Below are 19,520 nucleotides of genomic sequence, written 5' to 3' on the forward strand. Positions count from 1 at the left end.
CGATGAAAATGAGAAAAAAGATATATGCGATGGGCTGTCTCCTGGGGTTAGCCGGAGTGGCCCCAGCCCAGCCGCTGCTCCTGTCGCACAGCCAGTGCCGCGAGATGGCGTTGGCCCACAGCGAAGAGCTCGAACAGGCCGATATCCGGCTCCGTCAGGCCGAACTCGACAACCGCATTGCCACCACGGCCTATCTGCCCAAAATCGAGGGCTCGGCCACGGGAGCCTACGTCTTCCCCGACATCGATGTGATGGGTATGGACCTGCGCATGCGAGGCATGTATATGGCCGGCATCACCCTCACGCAACCCATCTATACCGGCGGTAAGATTTCGGCCGGCAAGCGCATGGCCCGCATCGGCGAGGCGGTGGCGGGTGAGCAGTTGCGCATGGCCCGCATGGATATTCTGGCCGATGCCGACCAGGCCTATTGGACCTGTATCGCGGTAGACCGCAAGGTGCGTATGCTCGAGAGTTATGTAGCGCAGATGGATACGCTCTTTAACCAGATGAACGAATCGCTGTCGGCGGGTCTGATTATCGAGAACGACCTGTTGCGGATAGAGGCCAAGCAGAGCGAGATACACTACCAGTTGCAGAAGGCGCGCAACGGGGCCGACTTGTGCCGCCTGTCGCTGTGCCGCCTGATTGGAGTCGACGACAACACGACGATTGTCCCCACCGATACGGCTTGGGTCGCTACCGAACCGGGCCTGCTCACGTCCTCGATCGACGACCGGCCCGAGCTCTTCCTGCTCAAACAGCAGGTCGAGGTGGGCAAGCAGCAAATCAAGAGCTCGCGGGCCGAGATGCTTCCCACCGTGGGATTGTCGGCCGGGTACACCTATTACGGTAACATCAAGCTCAACAGTATGGTCGATGCGGGTAACGGCACGATGCTTCCCTATTCGCAGGAGTTTCGCGACGGGATAGGAATGGTGATGCTGGCCGTGAAGATACCGCTGTTTCACTGGGGCGAGGTGCACAAGAAGGTGCGCAAGGCTCGCTATGCGCTGCGCAGTGCCGAACTCGACTTGCAGAAGAACACACGTCTGCTCAACCTCGAAGTGCAACAGGCCATTCGCAACGTGCAGGACGGTTACCGTCTGATTCGCACGGCCGAGACCGGCGTGCAGCAGGCCGAGGAGAATCTGCGGGTTATGCGCAACCGCTATGCAGCGTCGATGGCCTCGTTGACCGACCTGCTCGATGCTCAGTCGCAGTGGCAGCAGGCCGAGAGCAATCTTATCGAGGCCCAGACCCAGTATAAAATCTACGAAACCGAATACCTGCGGGCAACCGGTCGACTCGAATAAACGGTATATTCTTCTTTCATAAAAAAAAGCGCCCTGTCGCAACCCGGGTAGGGTAGGCGGCAGGGCGCTGGTGATAAACAGTCGGTTGCACCCTGCACGGTGGGGGTCCGCTTATCGGGGTGTGCAGGGGTATTGGCTGTTGTATGGGGTGTTTACTTCTTCAAGCTGTCGAGTACGGTTTTCGTATCCTCGGCAATCATGTACTCCTCGTCGGTGGGGATAACGACTACCTTCACTTTCGAGGCCGGGGTGCTGATTAGGCTTTCGGTACCGTGAACCGTTTTGTTCAGTTCGGTATCGATTTCCACACCCATAAAGGCGAGTGGTTTGCACACGGCTTCGCGCGTCGGGGTCTGGTTCTCGCCCACACCGCCCGTGAAGACGATGATGTCGACACCACCCAGTGCGGCGGCATAGGCACCGATGTACTTGGTGATGCGGTATTCATACATTTGCAGGGCCAGGATAGCACGCTCGTTTCCGGCAGCTACACCGGCTTCGATGTCGCGCATGTCGGACGAGAGTCCCGATATGCCGGCCACACCGCTCTTCTTGTTCACCAGGTTGGCAATACCGGCCGAGTCGAGATGCTCCTTGTCCATGAGGTAGGTGAGTACACCGGCATCGACATCGCCCGAGCGGGTACCCATCATCAAGCCTTCGACAGGCGTCATACCCATCGAGGTATCGATCGATTTGCCGTCCTTGATGGCGGTGATGGAACCTCCGTTACCGATGTGGCAGGTGATGATGCGTTGTTTCTCGTAGGGTACGCCCAAGAACTCGCAGGCCCGACGCGACACGTAGCGGTGGCTGGTGCCGTGGAATCCGTAGCGGCGAATGCCGTACCGGGTATAGAGGTCGTAGGGCAGGGCATACATGTAGGCATGAGCCGGCATGGTCTGATGGAAGGCCGTGTCGAATACGCCTACCTGGGGTACCGACGGCATCAACTGCGAGATGGCATCGATACCGGCCATGTTCACCGGGTTGTGCAGAGGGGCTATGTCGTAGCACTCTTTAATCTTTTCGATTACCTCGTCGGTGACGAGGACGCTGGCATTGAATTTCTCACCGCCGTGAACGACGCGGTGGCCTACGGCATCAATCTCGTCGAACGATTTGATGCAGCCGTATTCTGCGCTGGTGAGCACGTTGAGTATGTTGTGAATGGCCGAGTGATGTTCGGGCATGGGGCTTTTGAGAATGACTTTCTCGCCGCTGGGCAGGGTCAGTTTCAAGAACGAGTCTTCCAAGCCTATTTTTTCTGCGCCACCTTGGGCCAGAACGGTCTTGCTGTCGATGTCGAACAGTTTGTACTTGACCGACGAGCTGCCGCAATTTAATACTAAGATCTTCATAAGGTATGGGAATTAAGGTTATTTTTTCAAGCTGATGGCCTGGTTGCAGGTGATGGTAATCATTTTGTACACGTCGTCGACCGAGCAACCGCGGGAGAGGTCGTTGACCGGGGCGGCAATGCCTTGGAGGATAGGACCTACGGCCTCGGCATGAGCCAACCGTTGTACCAGTTTGTAGGCGATGTTACCCACTTCGAGCGAGGGGAATACCAGCACGTTGGCATGACCGGCGATTTCGCTGCCGGGAGCTTTGCTGGCCCCTACGGCTGGAACGATGGCGGCATCGGTTTGCAGCTCGCCGTCGATTTTCAGCGCAGGCTCCATCTCGCGGGCCAGTCGGGTAGCCTCGACTACCTTGTCGACCATCGCGTGGCTGGCGCTCCCTTTGGTCGAGAAGCTCAGCATGGCGATGCGGGGGGCTATGCCGGCAATGTCGCGGGCGGTCTTGGCGGTCGATACGGCAATCTGGGCCAGTTCTTCGGCTGTGGGGTCGGGCACGACGGCACAGTCGGCAAATACCATCAGACCCTCTTCACCGTACGAGGTGTCGGGGATAAACATCAGGAAGGCGCCCGACACGACCTTCACGCCGGGAACCGTCTTGATAATCTGGAAGGCCGACCGCAATACGTTACCGGTTGTGTTGCGGGCACCGGCAACCTCGCCGTCGGCATCGCCGTTCTTAATCATGAGGCAGCCCAGGTACAAGGGGTCTTCGACCGTCTTTTGTGCTTTTTCCAAAGTCATGCCTTTGGCTTTTCTCAACTCGTAGAGCAGTTGGGTATAGGTCTCTTTCTTTTCGTGGCTCAGGGGGTTCACCAGGGTAGCCTGGTCGATGTGGGTCAGTTGATATTGATTGGCAAGGGCCCGTATTTCATCGGGATTACCAATGAGGATTACATCGGCTATGTTGTCGGCCAGAATCCGGTCGGCAGCCTTTAAAGTACGCTCTTCTGTTCCTTCCGGTAAAACAATACGTTGTTTGTTGGCTCGGGCTTGTTCTACCATTCGTTCCATTAAATTCATAGTCGGATTGGTTTTTTATGTTGTTTTTATACCTGCAAATGTAGCAATAAAATGTAATATCAAGTTTGCAATTTGAGGTAAATATTCTCTAAAATGGAGTGAAAAAATTTTTTCATTCCATTTTTTCTCGATTTACAGCGCAAGATAGGAATAATATCTCTATATTCGCCGACGGAAATCGAAAATTTCCATTCTGCTCGAAGCGGGAAATGCTATAATATTGAGAGGTTTATGAATAAAGAGAAGTTTGTTGCAGAGTATGAGCTAAAAAGCGTTTCTCCTGCGCTGTTGTGGCCTTATATAGGAACCAAGAATGGGTTGGCCGACTGGTTTGCCGACGATGTGCAGAGCGATGGCAAGTTGTTTACCTTTTATTGGAACAAGTCGTCGCAGCAGGCTCACCAGGTAGCTATGCGCACGGGCTTGTACATTCGGTTCCACTGGTTGGACGATGAGGAGGAGAAGAGCTTCTTTGAGTTGCGTATCACCACTTCGGAACTGACGGGTTATACCATGCTCATGGTAACCGATTTTGCCTACCCCGACGAGATGGACGACAGCCGCGACTTGTGGGATCATCAGATTGAGACGTTGCGCCGCAAGCTGGGGGTGTGATTCCCTTCCGGGGAGTTGCCTGTCACGGTTCTACGGGGCTTCTGTTTTGGACAATTCTCCCCAATAAACGTTATAGCCTTTTCGGAAATTCATTTTTTTGCGTTACTTTTGCACTCTGATAATCGGCAAAAGAATGTTCTATATCAAACGACTATACAGGTTTATCTTAAAGAGCTTCTTACCCCTGTTTCTGATGACATTCTTCATCTGCCTGTTCATCGTACTCATGCAATTCCTGTGGCGGTATGTCGATGAGATGGTGGGGAAGGGTCTCGAAATGTCGGTCCTGGCCGAGTTGTTTTTCTATGCTGCCGTCACGATGGTACCCATGGCGTTGCCGCTGGCCATCTTGCTGGCTTCGCTGATGACCTTCGGTAATTTGGGCGAGCGGTTGGAGTTGCTGGCCATCAAGGCGGCCGGAATCTCGTTGCTGCAAATCATGCGGCCGCTGGTTATCTTCCTGATATTCGTGGCCATCGGAGCCTTCTTTTTCCAAAACTATGTGCTGCCCAAGTCGCAGGTGAAGATGTGGACCCTGCTCTACTCCATGCGGCAGAAGTCGCCCGAGCTCGATATACCCGAAGGGGTATTCTACGACCAGATAAGCGGCTATAACCTCTATGTGAAGCAGAAGAATCACAAGACCGGCATGCTCTACGACGTGATGATTTACGACATGTCGAGCGGTTTTGACAACGCCATGATTATCTTGGCCGACTCGGGTAAATTGAAAATGACCGACGACAAGCAGCACCTGTTTCTTACCCTCTACAACGGCGAGTCGTTTGAGAACCTGCGCGACCAGCGCACGAGTGTGACCAACATTCCCTATCGCCGGGAGACCTTCTCGCTGAAAGAGATTCTGATTGCCTTCGACGCCAACTTTAACCGCATGGACGACGGCATCATGCAAAACCAGTATATCGGCAAGGACCTGACGGCCTTGCAGTCGTCGATCGACTCGATGACCTATCGGGTGGACAGTATCGGCGGTAACTATGCCCGCAGTTTGCAGACATCGGGCTATTTCTCGCTGTATGAAAGCCCGGGTATCCGAGTCTCGGCCAATGACTCTGTCCGGGAAAAACAGGCGATAGCCGAGGCCTCGACCCTCAATCTCGACAGCGTGTTCGAGGGGGGAAGCCTGCAACGCAAGCAACTCTACCTCGACCGGGCGGTGGCTCGGGCCGAGCGCTATATGGGCGATTATGAATTCCGCAGCTACACGATGAAGGAGGAGAATAAAGTCATCAGGCGCCACCAGATCGAGATGTACAAGAAGTTTACCCTCTCGTTTGCCTGCATCATCTTCTTTTTCATCGGGGCCCCGTTGGGTGCCATTATCCGCAAGGGCGGGCTGGGTATGCCCGTGGTCGTGTCGGTCTTCATGTTCATCTTCTACTACATCATCGACAACACCGGTTACAAGCTGGCCCGCGATGGCCGGTGGGAGGTGTGGGAAGGCATGTGGCTCAGTTCGGCGGTGCTCCTGCCGCTGGGCATATTTCTCACCTACAAGGCGGTGAAGGATTCGGCCGTGTTCAACCCCGATGCCTACATCAACTTTTTCAGGAAACTGATCGGGCGGCAGGAGCTGCGCAAGGTGGTCTTGAAAGAGGTGGTGATGGAGGACATGTTCCCGCGGGTGGCTATCGAGAAGGCTCAACAGTTGAGCGAGGCTTGCCGCCGCTATCTCGACAAGGTGGGGCGGAAGCGGCAATCCTACTGGCAGTACTGTCTGCATGGTTATGCCAAGTCGGATATTACCGAGCTGGGCGCCCAGGTCGACGACTTGGTCAACTATACCTCGAACAGCCGCAGCCAGCTGGTAGTGAGCAAACTGATGGACTACCCCGTGTTGCGCAACCTGTGGATTTACAGGCCGGCCCCTTCGGAGAAGTGGGGCTATGTGCTGGCCGTTCTTTTTCCCGTGGGGCTGTTGCTCTACTGGGTGGGCTCCCACCAGCAGCGCTTGTTACGCAATGAGGTAGAGACGATGATACGTACCGACGAGGAGTTGCAGACCTTGCTCGAGAAAGAGGAGGCCGAGCGTGTGGAAGTCGGCGAAACTTTATGAGAGATAAAAGATAAAACCAGATAAGATATGGATAAAGAGATTTTTTTGAGTTCGATAGACGAGGCTGTCGAGGATTTTCGACAGGGTAAGTTTTTGATTGTCGTCGATGACGAAGACCGTGAAAACGAGGGCGATTTCATTATCGCTGCCGAGGCCATTACCCCCGAGAAGGTGAATTTCATGCTCACCAACGGCCGGGGCGTTCTCTGTGCGCCCATCACGATGCAGCGTTGCGAAGAGCTGAACCTCTATCGTCAGGTGAATCACAACACCTCGATGCTGGGTACCCCGTTTACGGTGACCGTCGACAAGCTCGAAGGTTGCACCACCGGTGTGTCGAGCCACGACCGTGCAGCCACGATACGCGCATTGGCCGATCCGACCTCGACGCCCGAGACCTTTGGACGTCCCGGTCACATCAATCCCCTCTATGCTCAGGACAAAGGGGTGCTGAAACGTGCCGGTCACACCGAGGCTGCCGTCGACCTGGCCCGTCTGGCCGGGCTGTATCCGGCTGCCGCACTCATCGAGATTCTGAACGAAGACGGTACGATGGCTCGCATGCCGCAACTGATCAAGGTGGCCCAGAAGTTCGGCATCAAGATTATCGCCATTCGCGACCTCATTGCCTACCGGTTGAAGCAGGAGTCTATGGTCGAGCGGGGCGACGAGGTGGATATGCCCACGGCCTACGGACACTTCCGTCTGATACCATTCCGTCAGCTCTCCAACGGCTTGGAGCACATCGCCTTGATTAAGGGTACTTGGGAGCCCGACGAGCCTATCCTCGTGCGGGTACACTCGTCGTGCATGACGGGCGACATCTTCGGGTCGATGCGTTGCGATTGCGGCGAGCAGCTGCATCGTGCCATGCAAGCCGTCGAGGCCGAAGGCAAGGGGGTAATCGTGTACATGAATCAGGAGGGCCGGGGCATCGGCCTGATGAACAAGATACGGGCTTATCGCTTGCAGGAGGGTGGTCTCGACACGGTCGATGCCAACCTGCACCTCGGCTTCAAGGCCGACGAGCGTGACTATGGCGTGGGCGCCAGCATCTTGCGCGATATAGGTGTACACAAGTTGCGTCTGATGACCAACAACCCGGTGAAGCGTATCGGCTTGGAGGCTTATGGTTTGGAGATTGTTGAGAACGTGCCTATCGAGGTGACTCCCAACCCTTATAACCGCCGTTACCTGCTCACCAAAGAGAAACGCATGGGCCACACGCTGCATGTTGATGAAGAATAGGCATTGATTGTGAGTTGCTTGCTCCCGCTGAAACCGGGGAGCGGCTACCGGTTAGAAGATATGAAGAAACCCCGCAAGACTCCATTTCGAGTCTTGCGGGGTTTCTTCTTTCGGGCAGGAGTAGCCATGGAGTGTTTACAACGGCTTCGACTCGGTGCGAGTCGTGAAGTCGTCGTTGATGATACCGCCCTCCCACATGCCCTCGATGGTAATGGGGGTGTTGCTGGTTGTTTCGGTGAGCCAGGCGGTGTAGGCTATGTGGTAGTAGCTGATGCTGTACCGGCCGTAGACGTAGGTTTCGGTATGAGGGGGGATACACATCTCTCCGATAGTCCGGTCGATTTCGGCCAGCGTCTGTTGGGCCGAAAAGGATTGGAAGCTGTACAGCGAATCGCCCAGTACGATGCGATTGTCGTCGTCGACGTAGCAAGGGGTTCTCACCCGCAGGGTGTCGGTGTAGATTTGGGCCATTACGGGGTCTTCGCTGGAAAAATAGGAGTAGTTGTAGAGCGGATCTTGTGGGGGCGAGGGGGTATCGTGCCATTCTTGATCGAGAGAGTTTGAGATGATGACGACACAGGTCTCGTCGGCCAGTTGGGTGCTCTTGCTGCTCCAGTAGTCGAAGTAGTATCGGATACTGTCGACGACAAAGCGGCGCTCGCGTGGAGGAGGCAGTTCGGGCCGCTCGGGGTTGTGGGGCCAGACCGACTCTTTTTCAAAGAAACTGTCGCATGCGGCGAATGACAGGAGCGTCAGCAGGATAGCCAGGTATCGGTACATGGGGTCGTAGGAGTGTTTGGGTGGGGATAAGGGCATACGAGGCCGGAGAGGGCATCTCCGGCCTCGTATGTGAATGGTTTTATGTCGCCGTTTAGTTGAGCTCGACAACCAGATAGCGGCTCAGGCTCCAGAAACTCTCGGGGTTGGTGATGACCAGTGTGAGGTAACCTTCGTTGTCCTTTTGCATTTCGTAGCTTCCCTCGGGGTGCTTGGTGAGCAGTTTGGCCTTCTTGCTGTCGAAGGGAATGTCGTGCAGTTTGCGCATGTCGGCTGCGGTGAAATAGTCTTTGTTAAAGTTGCCTTCCATCACCTTCTTCGAGGAGAAGAGGCCTCCGCCTTCGACAATCTTTTGCTCTTTCAGCTCCTTGTTGGTACCCAGGGCATAGTACACGGTGTTGAGAGCCTCGTCCTGTGTCATGAGCACCTCTTTCTGCTGCTGGTTCTCGGTGGTGAGGTTCTCTACCTGGCCGGTGAGGTTGCTCACGGCCTCGTCGAGTTCGGCAATGCGCACGTCGCGTTTGGCGAGCGACTCTTGCAGCGAGGTAATCAGTTCGGTCTTTTCGGCAATCTCGCCTTGCAGACGAGTGATGGTCTTTTGCAGGGCAGCCGATTGGTTTTTGCTCTGCGTGAGCTGCTTTTGCAGCTTGTCCAGCCGCTCCTTGTTCTTCTGCAAGGTCTCGGCCACCAGTGTCATATCGTTCTTAATTTGTTCCCGGGTCGTAAGCGAAACCTCTCCGTTGGCATCTTTCTGGGTGACCAGATAGTTCTCGGCCTCTTTGATTTGGCGGAAACCCTCCTCCACGTCGTTCATGAGCTGAATCATTTCGTTGAAGTCGGCCGTCGTTTGTGCGTTGACTTGGAGTAACGAGTCGTTCTCGGCTTGCAGTCTCTTCACTTCGGTTGACTGGTTGGTACAACCGATCATCAGTACAGATGCTGCTGCGATGGCAGCGGTAATAGCCTTTCTCATAATGGTAGAAATTAAATTTATAGTTGTGTATCGCTTTTGGGGTATTTGTCTCGTTTTTTCTCTTTGGGCTTCTCGGGGGCTCCGGCCACGACAATCACGATTTCGCCTTTGGGCTCATGCTCGGTGAAGTGGGCGATGAGTTCGTCGAGGGTGCCTCGCACCGTCTCCTCGTGAATCTTGGAGATTTCGCGGCTCACCGAGGCATCACGTTCGCCGCCGAAGGTCTCCTTGAACTGAACCAGCGTTTTGAGCAGGCGGAAGGGCGACTCGTAGAAGATGATGGTGCGCGGCTCGTCGGCCAGTTGGGCCAGCCGGGTGGCGCGACCTTTCTTTTGGGGGAGGAAACCCTCGAAGCAGAATTTCTCGTTGGGCAGCCCCGAGGCTACCAGGGCGGGCACGAAGGCGGTAGCTCCGGGCAGACACTCGACGGGGATTCCCCGGCGCCGGCATTCGCGCACCAGCAGGAAGCCCGGGTCGGAGATGGCCGGTGTGCCGGCATCGGAGATGAGGGCGATGGTCTCGCCCCCCTCGATACGGGAGACGATGCCTTCGACCGTCTGGTGTTCGTTGAACTTGTGGTGCGACTGCATGCGGGTGCGTATGTCGTAGTGTTTGAGCAGGATACCGCTGGTGCGGGTATCCTCGGCCAAGATGCAGTCGACCTCCCGCAGCACGTTGATGGCCCGGAATGTCATATCTTCGAGATTGCCTACCGGCGTAGGTACTACATAGAGTTTGGACATGGTGCGGCGTTACAGGAAATGTTTTTGTACGATTTTCATAAACTCGGCCACCTCGGGATTATCCATGTCCCAATGCAGGTCGTTGAGAATATAATCTTCGGCCTCGTCATAGGATTGCATGGCGTCGATGAGGGCCAGGGTCTCGTTCATGCGAATGTCGCTGTTCCCGAACAGTTCGCGGCGGAACCGGAAGCGGTCGTTCAGGCTCAGAGCCTTGCGCAGCTCCTTGGCGTGCTGGCGTTGCAGCGCCTCTTCGAGGGTGACGGGCCCTGCCGTGTCGTCGGCCGGCAGATCGGCCACGGGAGTATCTTCGTAGTCGGTGTCGTCGTAGTCGTCGGCATCGTCGTCATATTCGGGTTCGTCGCTTTGAGCGGCCGACAGCTCTTCGTCGTTCATCTCCTCCCAGGGGTAGAGCGGCTCTTCCCGGCCGGTTTCTTCGGCCGTGGTAGCGGTCGGAGCCTCATCGGTTGTCCGGGATTCTTCGGGAGTCTCCGCCTTGTGGAGCAACTCTTCGGTCTGATTTGCAGGAGTCGGTTCGACCGCCGGTGTCGGCGCGGGTTCCGGTTCTCCTTCGGGTTGAGGGGGCGTCTCGGCCGGGGCTTCCGGTTCGGGGACTGTCGGGCTCTCTGCCTCGTTTTTTGTCTCCGTAGTCGGGGTGGCCGATGGGGTCACCGGTATATCCCACGGCTCCTCCTCAGGTTCGGACTCCTCCTGGCGTGTCTCGGCTTCGGGAACGGGCTCTACGGCTTCTGCTTCCCGATTATCGGTCGAGGCGGTATCGGCAAAGGGTTCGTGATTTTCTATTTCGGCCCAGAATTGGGGCGACCGCAGTTCGCGGGTCGAGCGGTCGATGGCCTCGGCTTTTTCCCGGGCCAGCTTCAACAGGATACCGGGAGCGGCGTTGCCTGCCTGCTCGATAACCAGCAGCAGCTCCCGCAGTTCGCCCAACTGGGTGATGATGTATGCGATGCGACTGTCTCGTGACATGGAATCGAATTTAGTGGTTTCACTATCTTCCAAAGATAGTAATAAAATGATAGAAGCGTATAGGAGTGCTTAAATTTTTGGCTGCTGTTACCTTTTTTTAGAAAGTGTCGTAGTGAGCCAGACAGCAATTTTCTGTTTCAGTTGGGCCCGGGTGCAGGTGTAGTTGTTGAATAACAGCACGATGGCATAGCGGTGCCCGGTGGGGGTGGTGTAGTAGCCGGCATAGGCGTGGACGTCGCTCATGCTGCCGCTTTTCAACCGCAGTTCACCGGGCAGACGGCTGTTGCGCATGAATGTGGCTACCGACCCTTCCCGTCCGGCCCGGGGCAACGAGCGGACAAAAGTGTCGCCCGTCTGCGGGTCTCGGGCTGCGGCGGTCAGCACCCGGGCCAGGTAGCGGGCCGAGACCTTGTTGTTGCGGGCCAGCCCCGAACCGTCGTAGAGAAACAGTTCGAGCGAGTCGGCTCCCAGGGGTTGCCAGTAGCGGCGTATCGTTTCGATACCTTTCGAGGCGCTGCCCCGGGGTGATGCGGTGAGGGCGATGAGGCGCAGCAGGCTTTCGGCATAGAGGTTGTCGCTGCGTACGTTCAGGCTGCGCACCAGGCAGGCGAGCGAGTCGGAGGGGTAGTCGAGCAGTGTGGTTTCGGTACCTCTCCCTGCGGAGAGCGGGGCGCCGCCCACGGGGATACCGGCCAATTGCAGCCGCTCGTTCAGCTCTTGGAGGAAGAGGCTGTCGGGACGTTCGATGGCCAGGTCGAGACGGTAGGTCGATCGATGGCGGGGTATGGTGCCGGTGACGGTGTAGCGGTTGCCGGTGTGGGTGACGGTCACCTCTTCCCGTTCGCCGGGGACGAGGTGGGTCGCGACGTGGAATCGGCGGGCGGGGTTGATACCGGTCACCTCGTAGCGGTGTCCGTTGTATTTCAATTCGACTTGCAGCCGGTTGTCGCGGTAGGAGAAGGCGTGGCACCCGGTGCCGTAGTCCCAGATGACGTCTTCGAGCATCCATTTGGGCGATACGGACGGCCCCGCGAATCGGGAGTCGTCGACCTCGATACACCCCTCGATGGCCCGGATTGGGTGTGACCGAACGGCTTCCACGACCCGGTTGACGAAATCGTCGGCCGGCCGGCTGCCGTAGGCCGACCCCAGCGAGGGGTCGCCTCCGCCCCGTATCACCAGGTTGCCGTGCAGGGTTCCGGCGTCGTCGATGTGGCCGGTGTACCCCACCGTGGTGACGATGCGGTAGTCGGGGCCCAGCAGGCGCAAGGCCGTGGCGGTGGTGATGACCTTGGCGGTCGAGGCCGGTATGATGGCCTGGCGGTCGTTGTAGGCAACGAGGGTTTCGCCCGTGGCTACGTCGGTAATGCAGATACCCACCGAAGCCGGGGTAAAGGCCGGGTCGGCCAGCAGCGATTCAAGGCTTTGGGCCCGGGAGGGTGTATGCAAAAGCAGAAGCAGCGTGAGCAGACTGAATATGGAGAGGCGTTGCATAATCTATTGGTGTTGTTTCTACAAAGATAGGTGACGGGAGGTAGAGGAACAAATTTTTGTCGACCGCTTTTGAGAGAAATAGGCGAGGTAAAGGTTGGCAAAGTCGAACTATCTTTTTACTTTTGTTGAATATTTTGAACCGACAGACAAATAGCAATATAACACTATGGTTTTGACCGAAAGTAATTACGAGACCAGCCGCCGTGGCAGCATCGAGGTGATATGCGGCTCCATGTTCTCGGGGAAGACCGAGGAGCTGATTCGCCGCCTGAAACGGGCGAAGATAGCCCGCCAGAGGGTTGAGATATTCAAGCCGGCTATCGACGTGCGCTACTCCGAGGAGAATATCGTCTCGCACGACAGTACCTCGATACTCTCTACCCCCGTCGACAATTCGCACAGTATCTTGCTCATGGCATCGGGGGTCGATGTGGTGGGTATCGACGAAGCCCAGTTCTTCGACGACGGCATCATCGAGGTCTGCACCGAGCTGGCCAACAACGGTACCCGCGTGATTGTGGCCGGGCTCGACATGGATTTCCGCCGGGTCCCCTTCGGGCCCATGCCCGCCCTGCTGGCCATTGCCGACGATGTGTACAAGGTGCACGCTATCTGTGTGAAGTGCGGCCATCTGGCCAACTACTCCTACCGGCTGGTCGACAATGACAAACGGGTGCTTCTGGGAGAGAAAAACGAGTACCAGCCCTTGTGCCGCCGCTGCTATCTGCAAGAGATGCAGGAGCGGAAGGAGAAGCACCACGAGGAATAAACCGCAACGGCCGGGTAATTGTTAGATAACGTAACCATTCCAAAAAATCGATACACATGACCGAACGCCAGCCATACACCTTCGACCGGGTAATCCGCATTCTGTTCGGAGCCGTTTTTGTCGTGGGGCTCTTCTACCTCATCTATATCCTGCGAGGGGCGTTGCTCCCGTTTCTCGTGGCGTGGATTGTCGCCTATATGCTCAACCCGCTGGTGGTCTACAACAAACGGGTGTTCAAGTTGAAGGGGAGGGTCATTGCCATTGCGCTCACCTTCTTGGAGGTGCTCGTCACGCTGGCCCTGCTGGCTGTGCTGGTGTTGCCGTCGATTATCGACGAGATAGGGGTCATGCGCAGGTTGTTGAGTGACTACGTCTATCACTCGTCAAACATACCTTTTGTGCCGCAGGCCGTACACGACTTTATCCGGCAGAATGTCGACTTCACGCAACTCTCGACTCTGCTCAGCCGGGAGCAGTGGCTCTCGGTTATCGAGGAGAGTTTTTCGGGGGCGTGGGGATTCATCACCGGGTCGGTGGGCGAGATTATCAACATCGTCAGCTGGCTCATCGTGCTGCTCTACATCGTCTTTATCCTGCTCGACTACGACAAGATACTGGTGGGATTCCAGCGCATGATACCGCAGCGCTATCGGCCCACGGTGGTTTCGATTGTCAGCGACGTCGAGGTGAGTATGAACCGGTATTTCCGTGGACAGGCTCTGGTAGCCGGGCTGGTGGGTATTCTGTTCTGCATCGGGTTTCTCATTGTGGGGTTGCCGCTGGCCATTGTGCTGGGGCTCTTCATCGGGGTGCTCAACATGGTGCCCTATCTGCAACTCGTGGGACTTATCCCTACTGTCTTGCTGTGTCTCGTTTCGGCGTCGGAGACCGGCACCAACTTCTGGCTGCTCTTCGGGGCCTGTATCCTGGTCTTTATCGTGGTGCAACTGATTGAGGATATCTTTATCGTGCCGCGGGTGATGGGTAAGGTTACGGGGCTGAATCCCGCCATTATCTTGCTCTCGCTCTCGATTTGGGGTACACTGCTCGGCTTTGTGGGCATGATTATCGCCCTGCCGCTCACCACCCTGTGCCTCTCGTACTACGAGCGCTATGTGATAGGCGATGAGGCAAAGAACACACCGTCTACACCGCCCGAGCCTGAGGTTTCGTCCGAGGAGATGACGAAAGAGAAGGAATAAAAACTGCCCTTTAACATAAATTTGCGAAGGTATAATTTTGTAGTATCAAAAAATAGCGTTACCTTTGCAACGCTTTTCCAAAAAAGCACCAAGGTTAGATTCGCTAGCTCAGCTGGTAGAGCACAACACTTTTAATGTTGGGGTCTTGGGTTCGAGCCCCAAGCGGATCACCGAAAAGAGAGCGGCTGCCTCAACGAGGCGGTCGCTTTTCTTTTTGTCTCTTTTGTTTGTATTTGGTTGTCACGAGCACAAGGGAACGGCTTCGGGAAGTTCCATGCTGTGACGCCGAGTCTGGTAAGTTGTGGAGAGGTACAAAAAATCCCCGGGTATCGCGGCAAAGCGGATAGCCCGGGGAAGAATATGGGAATAAAAGCGTGTTCAGAATTTGTCGGCCAGGGCGGCAGCCTGACTGCAACCATCGGTGTGGTCGATGTCGCCCACGTTGAGCACGCCGGGAATGAGGACTTCGCCCACCTTCTCCCATTGCAGCAGGGCGGCCGTACGCTCCATGGGGGTACGCACCCCGTCGAGCACGGTGGTGTCCTCCTCTTCGCAGCAGGCAATCAACGCCCATTTCTTGCCGGCCACCTCTTTACCGCCCACCACGAGTGAGAAGAGTCGGTCGATGGCTCCCTTGATTTGTGCCGGAATCGAATACCAGTAGACCGGCATGGTGAATACCACGGCATCGGCTTCGAGAATAGCGGGGGCAATGTCGTTAAAATCGTCGTCGAACGAGCAGGCCTTGCCCGTCTTGTAACAGGTCATGCAGGCATGACAGCCACCAATTTTCAGGAAGGCGGCATCGAATCGACGTATCGTGTGACCCCGTTTTTCGGCCTCCTGGATAAAGGCATCGGTCATGGCAAAGCTGTTGCCGTTTTTGCGGGGACTACCGGTGATGACTACTATTTTCATGGTTGTCTTTCTCCTTTCTTATTTTTGAATCGTGTCGGAATTCTGGTTGTAGGCTTTGGCCACGCATTTCCACTCGCCGTCGATTTTCAGCAACAGCAGGTAGTCGGTAAAGTCGATGCGTCCGCCCCATTTCTCTTCGAGAACGCGCACGACAGCCACCGTCTCTTCGAGGGCTACGATGTCGATGCGGGCATCGAAATTCTCGCCGGCACCCACGGTGTCGACATTGTGGTAGAACTGTTCGATGGAGCCGTGTTCGAGTTTCCCGTCCAGAAATCCGAACAGTACCGCTTCGTCGACAAACAACTCCTTGGCATAACGGCTGTCGCCCTCGGCCACACTCTTGACAAATTTCATGGCAGCCGCTTCGACTGCCTTGTACTCGGCTATATTTGCTCTCATATCGGGTTGGTTTTTAGTTGCTGGGACAAAGCTATGAGGTAATTGCGATTTATACAAGTACCGTAAAATTATTCAGGTACCGAAAATTTTTTCGGTATATCGCTTGTTTGGCGGGTTATGTGTAACTTTGTCGTGAACAGAAAAACCGTAGCGCGTATGTATGAACGTAAAATACCGGTCGACTTGGATTGTCCCCTGCGGCTGACCATGAGTCTGATCGACTCGAAATGGAAATCGTGTATCCTCGACGAGCTCCGCCACCAGGCGATGCGTCCCAGCGAGTTGCACAAGGCCTTGCCCGAGGCGACCCCCCGGGTTCTCGACTTGCAGTTGAAAGAGCTGGTCGAGGACGGTCTGGTCGAGAAGACCATCTATGCCGAGCTGCCGCCCCGCTCGCAATACTCCATCACACCGCTGGGCATGACACTCATTCCCATCATCGATGCCATGCTCGAATGGGGTACGAAAAACAAAGCGCTGTTTGAGCGGAAGTATGGTAAATGAGGTCGGTTACAGTATCGCGTTGAACAGATAGCCCGACAAGATGATGAAGAGGGTAATGATGCCGAAGAAGATGCCGATGAGGCGCCAGGTCATCACCTTTTTTAGCAAGGTAGCTTCGGGGAGCGAGAGTCCCACGACGGCCATCATGAAGGCCAGGACGGTGCCGATGGGGATACCTTTGGCCACGAACACCTCGACGATGGGCACGATGCCGGCGGCGTTGGCATAGAGGGGAACGGCCAGCAGTACCGACAGGGGAACGGCCCACACGTTGTCGCGCGACATGTATTGCTCGAAGAATCCCTCGGGTACGTAGCCGTGCATGACGGCTCCGATGCCGATACCGATGAGGATATAGAGCAAAACACCCTTGACGATACCCCAAGCCTCGCGCAAGATGGAGGGCAGCCGTTTCATAAAGGGGGTGCGCTCTTTTTCCCAGGTCGAGAAGTCGGCCGAGGCATTTTGCTGGATCTGTTTCACCCAGTCGCTCAGGTAGGATTCCAGTCGCAACCGGCCCAGCAGGAAGCCCCCCACCATACCCAGCAGGATTCCGCTCACGACATAGACGACGGTAATGCGCAGCCGCTCGATGGGGAAATAGGCGTTGACGACGCCCATGATGGCGCTGATGAGGAAGAGCAGCAGCACAATTTTTATCGAGTCGTAGACAAAAAAGTTAAGGGAGCTGCCGAGCGGTGTGTTGGCACTTAGTCCGAGCAGGCTGTAAATCAGCCAGTCGGCAAATTGCTGTATCATGATGAATCGCTGGTTGTGTAGTAGGAGAATTGGGTGCTGTTTATCGGGTGAGTAGGACTTTGATTTCGTCGGTCGACAGTTTGCCTTTACCCACCACTTTCCCGTCTACGACGAGGGCCGGCAGCGACATCACGTTATAGGCCATGATTTTTATCAAATCTTCTTCTTTCGAGAGCGTGGCTTGTATTCCCAGCTCGTTGACTACTTGTTCTACTCGTTCGTACAAGGCTTTGCACCCGGCGCAGCCGGTTCCTAAAACTTTGATTTCCATAATTTGTATAAGTTATAAGTTAAACGTATTTCGTAAAACAACGAACAATATGGTAAAAAAAGGGGGTTGCTATTTGCAGCACTTCCCCGACGAGCAGACGCATTGCCCGAAAAACTCTTGAAAGAGCTGTCGGGCCCTTTCCCAGTTCTGCCGGTTGATGCAATACCGCACCTTGGGAGTCTCCACCTCGCCCTGTATGAGGCCGGCCTCTTTCAACTCTTTCAAGTGTTGGGAGACCGTCGCCTTGGCGATGGGCAGTTCTTCGTGAATATCGCCGAAGTAGCAGGTCTCCTGCTGGGCCAGGAAGTGCATGATGGCAATGCGGGCCGGGTGTCCCAGCGCTTTGGAGATGCGGGCCAGTTGCTCCTGGGTGGGGGTGTACTCTTTTTTCTCGTCCATAGTTTTTGTTGTTCGCAAAGATACGAACATAATTCGATTGGTCAATCATATTTGCTGTTTTTTTTGTTGGGTATCGCATTTTGTACCGCTTCGTGAACCGGGTGGGGACGGTAGATGTTCTTCTCTTCGGAACGGTGGATAAAGCAGGTAAACTTTAATTATCGGCTTGATGAATAATGGGTTGTACTTATCCTTACCGGCGGTGTGGAGGGTGATGGCGGTTGAAAACAAACCCTAAAAAGCCCTAAAAATAGATAGCCCGGCTGTGTTTGTTTTGGCAGGACTTTGTAAAAGAGCTATTTTTGCCGCCTGCTCTGGGGATTATTTAGAACGAATTTAAATTCGGCCGGTAGAATTACGGTGAAAATTTACACTAAAAACAACTGATAATGAAACTGATAATGAGTGACCGACCTGTTTCTCTGAACCTTCGAGTCGATTCGGAGATAAAATATATCGACTTGTCTTCGTTGAAGATTGCCAACTGCACGGGCTGTTTCGGCTGTTGGACCCGTACGCCCGGCAAGTGCGTGATGCGCGACGATGCCACGCGGGTATATCCCTATATTGCCGCCAGCGATACGGTGCTGTATGTGAGCCGGGTGAAGTATGGCGGCTACGACGTGGTGATGAAACGCATGCTCGAGCGGGCTATCCCGGTGCAGCAGGCCTTTATTCGGGTCTTCAAGGGCGAGACGCATCATGTGCAGCGGGCCGTGGTACCCAAGCGGGCGACGATTGTGGCCTATGGCGACATCGAGCCCGAGGAGCGGGCCATCTTTGAACGGTTGGTGGCGCGCAATGCGAGCAACATGTGTTTCGAGAGTTATGAAATACGCTTCGTTCCCGAAGCGGAATTGAATGATTGTATCCAGAAAATTGTAGATCAATGGGACGTGTGATGATTATAAACGGCAGCCCCCGGGCGCCGAAGTCGAATTCCCGGAGGTATGCCGAGATTTTTGCCCGATATTGTCCGGTCGAGACCGACTACTTCAACCTGACGAAACGGAATCATCGCGAGTTGTGCGACTTGATGGGCCGGTATACCGACGTGCTGTTTGTCTTCCCCCTCTATGCCGATGCCTTGCCGGTGGGCTTTCTCGAATTCTTGAAAGTGTTGGAGGCAAATCCGCCCGTTCATAGACCGGTGATTTCCGTTCTTATCAACTGCGGCTTCTTGGAGTATACCCAGAACGAGATAGCCATGCAGATGCTGCGGTTTTACGGCCGGAAGAACGGGTACCGGTTGGGTTCGGTCTTGGAGCTGGGCAGCGGCGAGGCCATCTTGGGGACTCCTTTCAAATATGTGGCGGTGCGGGCTATCAAGCGGTTGGCCCGGTCGGTAGGCCGTGGGGAGTATTGTACGATACAGGCCACCATGCCGCTGAGCAAGCGGTGGTTCATCTGGGCCTCGACCTACTACTGGACCCGATACGGCCGCAAGTTTGGGGTGACCAAATTGCAGATGCAGACACCGCTGATTGAGGACGGCCGGTTGCCGGATATCGGGGGATAGGATTTCATTCTCTTTTCATAAGATAAGATGCGGTTTGGCATAACCACATTTGAAAACTGCGTTTTCATTTGGTTCTGCTCTCACCTTTCATTATCTTTTCATAAGATAAGATGCGGTTCGGCATAACCACATTTGAAAATTGCGTTTTCATTTGGTTCTG

At 55.3% G+C, this 19,520-nt stretch carries 21 protein-coding genes and 1 tRNA gene; 10 read left to right on the plus strand and 12 right to left on the minus strand.

The features are described 5' to 3' along the window. The first annotated feature begins 2 nt into the window (after positions 1 to 2). Positions 3 to 1,316: a TolC family protein gene (locus BARVI_RS09755; protein ID WP_232213973.1), complete on the plus strand. Its 1,314-nt coding sequence runs from the start codon at positions 3 to 5 to the stop codon at positions 1,314 to 1,316. 152 nt (positions 1,317 to 1,468) lie between these two features. Here BARVI_RS09755 and BARVI_RS09760 read toward each other — a convergent pair whose 3' ends face one another. Further along, a complete protein-coding gene (locus tag BARVI_RS09760) occupies positions 1,469 to 2,677 on the minus strand; it encodes an acetate/propionate family kinase (RefSeq protein ID WP_025279068.1) in 1,209 nt (402 codons plus the stop codon). A gap of 18 nt (positions 2,678 to 2,695) precedes the next feature. Then, positions 2,696 to 3,703: a phosphate acetyltransferase gene (gene pta, locus BARVI_RS09765; RefSeq protein WP_025279069.1), complete on the minus strand. Its 1,008-nt coding sequence runs from the start codon at positions 3,701 to 3,703 to the stop codon at positions 2,696 to 2,698. A gap of 231 nt (positions 3,704 to 3,934) precedes the next feature. Here pta and BARVI_RS09770 point away from each other — a divergent pair, with 231 nt between their 5' ends. From BARVI_RS09770 to BARVI_RS09780, 3 genes are all read left to right on the plus strand, one after another. Then, positions 3,935 to 4,318, plus strand: coding sequence for an START-like domain-containing protein (locus BARVI_RS09770; RefSeq protein ID WP_025279070.1), 384 nt, complete (start codon positions 3,935 to 3,937; stop codon positions 4,316 to 4,318). Positions 4,319 to 4,451: 133 nt separating this feature from the next. Beyond that, positions 4,452 to 6,395 carry an LptF/LptG family permease gene (locus tag BARVI_RS09775; RefSeq protein WP_025279071.1) on the plus strand — a complete coding sequence of 648 codons (1,944 nt, stop codon included), beginning with the start codon at positions 4,452 to 4,454 and terminating at the stop codon, positions 6,393 to 6,395. A gap of 27 nt (positions 6,396 to 6,422) precedes the next feature. After that, entirely contained in the window at positions 6,423 to 7,643 is a 1,221-nt protein-coding gene (locus BARVI_RS09780) for a bifunctional 3,4-dihydroxy-2-butanone-4-phosphate synthase/GTP cyclohydrolase II (RefSeq protein ID WP_025279072.1), read from the plus strand. Positions 7,644 to 7,778: 135 nt separating this feature from the next. Here the strand turns inward: BARVI_RS09780 and BARVI_RS09785 are convergent, their stop codons facing one another. From BARVI_RS09785 to dacB, 5 genes are all read right to left on the minus strand, one after another. Then, complete coding sequence (locus BARVI_RS09785) at positions 7,779 to 8,459, minus strand: hypothetical protein (protein ID WP_157232583.1); 681 nt, start codon at positions 8,457 to 8,459, stop codon at positions 7,779 to 7,781. A gap of 55 nt (positions 8,460 to 8,514) precedes the next feature. After that, a complete protein-coding gene (locus tag BARVI_RS09790) occupies positions 8,515 to 9,393 on the minus strand; it encodes a Cbp1 family collagen-binding glycoprotein adhesin (RefSeq protein WP_025279074.1) in 879 nt (292 codons plus the stop codon). 17 nt (positions 9,394 to 9,410) lie between these two features. Further along, positions 9,411 to 10,136, minus strand: coding sequence for a 16S rRNA (cytidine(1402)-2'-O)-methyltransferase (gene rsmI, locus BARVI_RS09795; protein WP_025279075.1), 726 nt, complete (start codon positions 10,134 to 10,136; stop codon positions 9,411 to 9,413). Positions 10,137 to 10,145: 9 nt separating this feature from the next. Next, complete coding sequence (locus BARVI_RS13035) at positions 10,146 to 11,123, minus strand: hypothetical protein (RefSeq protein ID WP_025279076.1); 978 nt, start codon at positions 11,121 to 11,123, stop codon at positions 10,146 to 10,148. An 87-nt stretch (positions 11,124 to 11,210) separates the two neighbouring features. Continuing rightward, a complete protein-coding gene (gene dacB, locus BARVI_RS09805; protein WP_025279077.1) occupies positions 11,211 to 12,617 on the minus strand; it encodes a D-alanyl-D-alanine carboxypeptidase/D-alanyl-D-alanine endopeptidase in 1,407 nt (468 codons plus the stop codon). A 166-nt stretch (positions 12,618 to 12,783) separates the two neighbouring features. Between dacB and BARVI_RS09810 the strand changes: the two genes are divergently transcribed. From BARVI_RS09810 to BARVI_RS09820, 3 genes are all read left to right on the plus strand, one after another. Beyond that, the gene (locus BARVI_RS09810; protein WP_025279078.1) at positions 12,784 to 13,386 is read left to right on the plus strand and encodes a thymidine kinase; all 603 of its coding nucleotides are present in this window, start codon (positions 12,784 to 12,786) and stop codon (positions 13,384 to 13,386) included. Positions 13,387 to 13,442: 56 nt separating this feature from the next. Next, positions 13,443 to 14,588 (plus strand): AI-2E family transporter, encoded by a 1,146-nt coding sequence (locus tag BARVI_RS09815; protein ID WP_025279079.1) that lies wholly within the window; start codon positions 13,443 to 13,445, stop codon positions 14,586 to 14,588. Between the two features lie 97 nt (positions 14,589 to 14,685). Next, positions 14,686 to 14,758, plus strand: a tRNA-Lys gene (locus BARVI_RS09820). Positions 14,759 to 14,966: 208 nt separating this feature from the next. On the opposite strand, the gene BARVI_RS09825 is transcribed toward BARVI_RS09820, so the two are convergent. Then, positions 14,967 to 15,506 (minus strand): flavodoxin family protein, encoded by a 540-nt coding sequence (locus tag BARVI_RS09825; protein WP_025279080.1) that lies wholly within the window; start codon positions 15,504 to 15,506, stop codon positions 14,967 to 14,969. Positions 15,507 to 15,524: 18 nt separating this feature from the next. Further along, positions 15,525 to 15,908 carry a nuclear transport factor 2 family protein gene (locus BARVI_RS09830; protein ID WP_025279081.1) on the minus strand — a complete coding sequence of 128 codons (384 nt, stop codon included), beginning with the start codon at positions 15,906 to 15,908 and terminating at the stop codon, positions 15,525 to 15,527. 156 nt (positions 15,909 to 16,064) lie between these two features. On the opposite strand from BARVI_RS09830, the gene BARVI_RS09835 reads away from it, so the two are divergent. Beyond that, positions 16,065 to 16,412 (plus strand): winged helix-turn-helix transcriptional regulator, encoded by a 348-nt coding sequence (locus BARVI_RS09835; protein WP_025279082.1) that lies wholly within the window; start codon positions 16,065 to 16,067, stop codon positions 16,410 to 16,412. A 6-nt stretch (positions 16,413 to 16,418) separates the two neighbouring features. Here the strand turns inward: BARVI_RS09835 and BARVI_RS09840 are convergent, their stop codons facing one another. From BARVI_RS09840 to BARVI_RS09850, 3 genes are all read right to left on the minus strand, one after another. Next, a complete protein-coding gene (locus BARVI_RS09840) occupies positions 16,419 to 17,171 on the minus strand; it encodes a permease (protein ID WP_025279083.1) in 753 nt (250 codons plus the stop codon). A 40-nt stretch (positions 17,172 to 17,211) separates the two neighbouring features. Beyond that, positions 17,212 to 17,442, minus strand: coding sequence for a thioredoxin family protein (locus BARVI_RS09845; RefSeq protein ID WP_025279084.1), 231 nt, complete (start codon positions 17,440 to 17,442; stop codon positions 17,212 to 17,214). A 69-nt stretch (positions 17,443 to 17,511) separates the two neighbouring features. After that, positions 17,512 to 17,841 (minus strand): ArsR/SmtB family transcription factor, encoded by a 330-nt coding sequence (locus tag BARVI_RS09850; protein ID WP_025279085.1) that lies wholly within the window; start codon positions 17,839 to 17,841, stop codon positions 17,512 to 17,514. 389 nt (positions 17,842 to 18,230) lie between these two features. Here BARVI_RS09850 and BARVI_RS09855 point away from each other — a divergent pair, with 389 nt between their 5' ends. Together BARVI_RS09855 and BARVI_RS09860 are read left to right on the plus strand one after the other, a co-directional pair. Beyond that, positions 18,231 to 18,743, plus strand: coding sequence for a flavodoxin family protein (locus BARVI_RS09855; protein WP_025279086.1), 513 nt, complete (start codon positions 18,231 to 18,233; stop codon positions 18,741 to 18,743). Next, positions 18,731 to 19,360, plus strand: a complete 630-nt coding sequence (locus BARVI_RS09860; protein ID WP_025279087.1) for a hypothetical protein — start codon at positions 18,731 to 18,733, stop codon at positions 19,358 to 19,360. The genes BARVI_RS09855 and BARVI_RS09860 overlap by 13 nt, the downstream gene beginning before the upstream one ends. Positions 19,361 to 19,520: the final 160 nt, after the last annotated feature.

This window comes from Barnesiella viscericola DSM 18177, assembly GCF_000512915.1.
Classification (GTDB): Bacteria; Bacteroidota; Bacteroidia; order Bacteroidales; family Barnesiellaceae; genus Barnesiella; species Barnesiella viscericola.

Bases quoted from the DNA above. Each gene is read 5' to 3' on its own strand.
- BARVI_RS09770 (WP_025279070.1), top strand. From the start codon at position 3,935: ATGAATAAAGAGAAGTTTGTTGCAGAGTATGAGCTAAAAAGCGTTTCT.
- BARVI_RS09860 (WP_025279087.1), top strand. From the start codon at position 18,731: ATGGGACGTGTGATGATTATAAACGGCAGCCCCCGGGCGCCGAAGTCG.
- BARVI_RS09780 (WP_025279072.1), top strand. From the start codon at position 6,423: ATGGATAAAGAGATTTTTTTGAGTTCGATAGACGAGGCTGTCGAGGAT.
- dacB (WP_025279077.1), bottom strand. From the start codon at position 12,617: ATGCAACGCCTCTCCATATTCAGTCTGCTCACGCTGCTTCTGCTTTTG.
- BARVI_RS09845 (WP_025279084.1), bottom strand. From the start codon at position 17,442: ATGGAAATCAAAGTTTTAGGAACCGGCTGCGCCGGGTGCAAAGCCTTG.
- BARVI_RS09835 (WP_025279082.1), top strand. From the start codon at position 16,065: ATGTATGAACGTAAAATACCGGTCGACTTGGATTGTCCCCTGCGGCTG.
- BARVI_RS09825 (WP_025279080.1), bottom strand. From the start codon at position 15,506: ATGAAAATAGTAGTCATCACCGGTAGTCCCCGCAAAAACGGCAACAGC.
- BARVI_RS09840 (WP_025279083.1), bottom strand. From the start codon at position 17,171: ATGATACAGCAATTTGCCGACTGGCTGATTTACAGCCTGCTCGGACTA.
- BARVI_RS09785 (WP_157232583.1), bottom strand. From the start codon at position 8,459: ATGCCCTTATCCCCACCCAAACACTCCTACGACCCCATGTACCGATAC.
- BARVI_RS09810 (WP_025279078.1), top strand. From the start codon at position 12,784: ATGGTTTTGACCGAAAGTAATTACGAGACCAGCCGCCGTGGCAGCATC.
- BARVI_RS09815 (WP_025279079.1), top strand. From the start codon at position 13,443: ATGACCGAACGCCAGCCATACACCTTCGACCGGGTAATCCGCATTCTG.
- BARVI_RS09855 (WP_025279086.1), top strand. From the start codon at position 18,231: ATGAAACTGATAATGAGTGACCGACCTGTTTCTCTGAACCTTCGAGTC.
- BARVI_RS09850 (WP_025279085.1), bottom strand. From the start codon at position 17,841: ATGGACGAGAAAAAAGAGTACACCCCCACCCAGGAGCAACTGGCCCGC.
- BARVI_RS09775 (WP_025279071.1), top strand. From the start codon at position 4,452: ATGTTCTATATCAAACGACTATACAGGTTTATCTTAAAGAGCTTCTTA.
- BARVI_RS13035 (WP_025279076.1), bottom strand. From the start codon at position 11,123: ATGTCACGAGACAGTCGCATCGCATACATCATCACCCAGTTGGGCGAA.
- BARVI_RS09790 (WP_025279074.1), bottom strand. From the start codon at position 9,393: ATGAGAAAGGCTATTACCGCTGCCATCGCAGCAGCATCTGTACTGATG.
- pta (WP_025279069.1), bottom strand. From the start codon at position 3,703: ATGAATTTAATGGAACGAATGGTAGAACAAGCCCGAGCCAACAAACAA.
- rsmI (WP_025279075.1), bottom strand. From the start codon at position 10,136: ATGTCCAAACTCTATGTAGTACCTACGCCGGTAGGCAATCTCGAAGAT.
- BARVI_RS09760 (WP_025279068.1), bottom strand. From the start codon at position 2,677: ATGAAGATCTTAGTATTAAATTGCGGCAGCTCGTCGGTCAAGTACAAA.
- BARVI_RS09830 (WP_025279081.1), bottom strand. From the start codon at position 15,908: ATGAGAGCAAATATAGCCGAGTACAAGGCAGTCGAAGCGGCTGCCATG.
- BARVI_RS09755 (WP_232213973.1), top strand. From the start codon at position 3: ATGAAAATGAGAAAAAAGATATATGCGATGGGCTGTCTCCTGGGGTTA.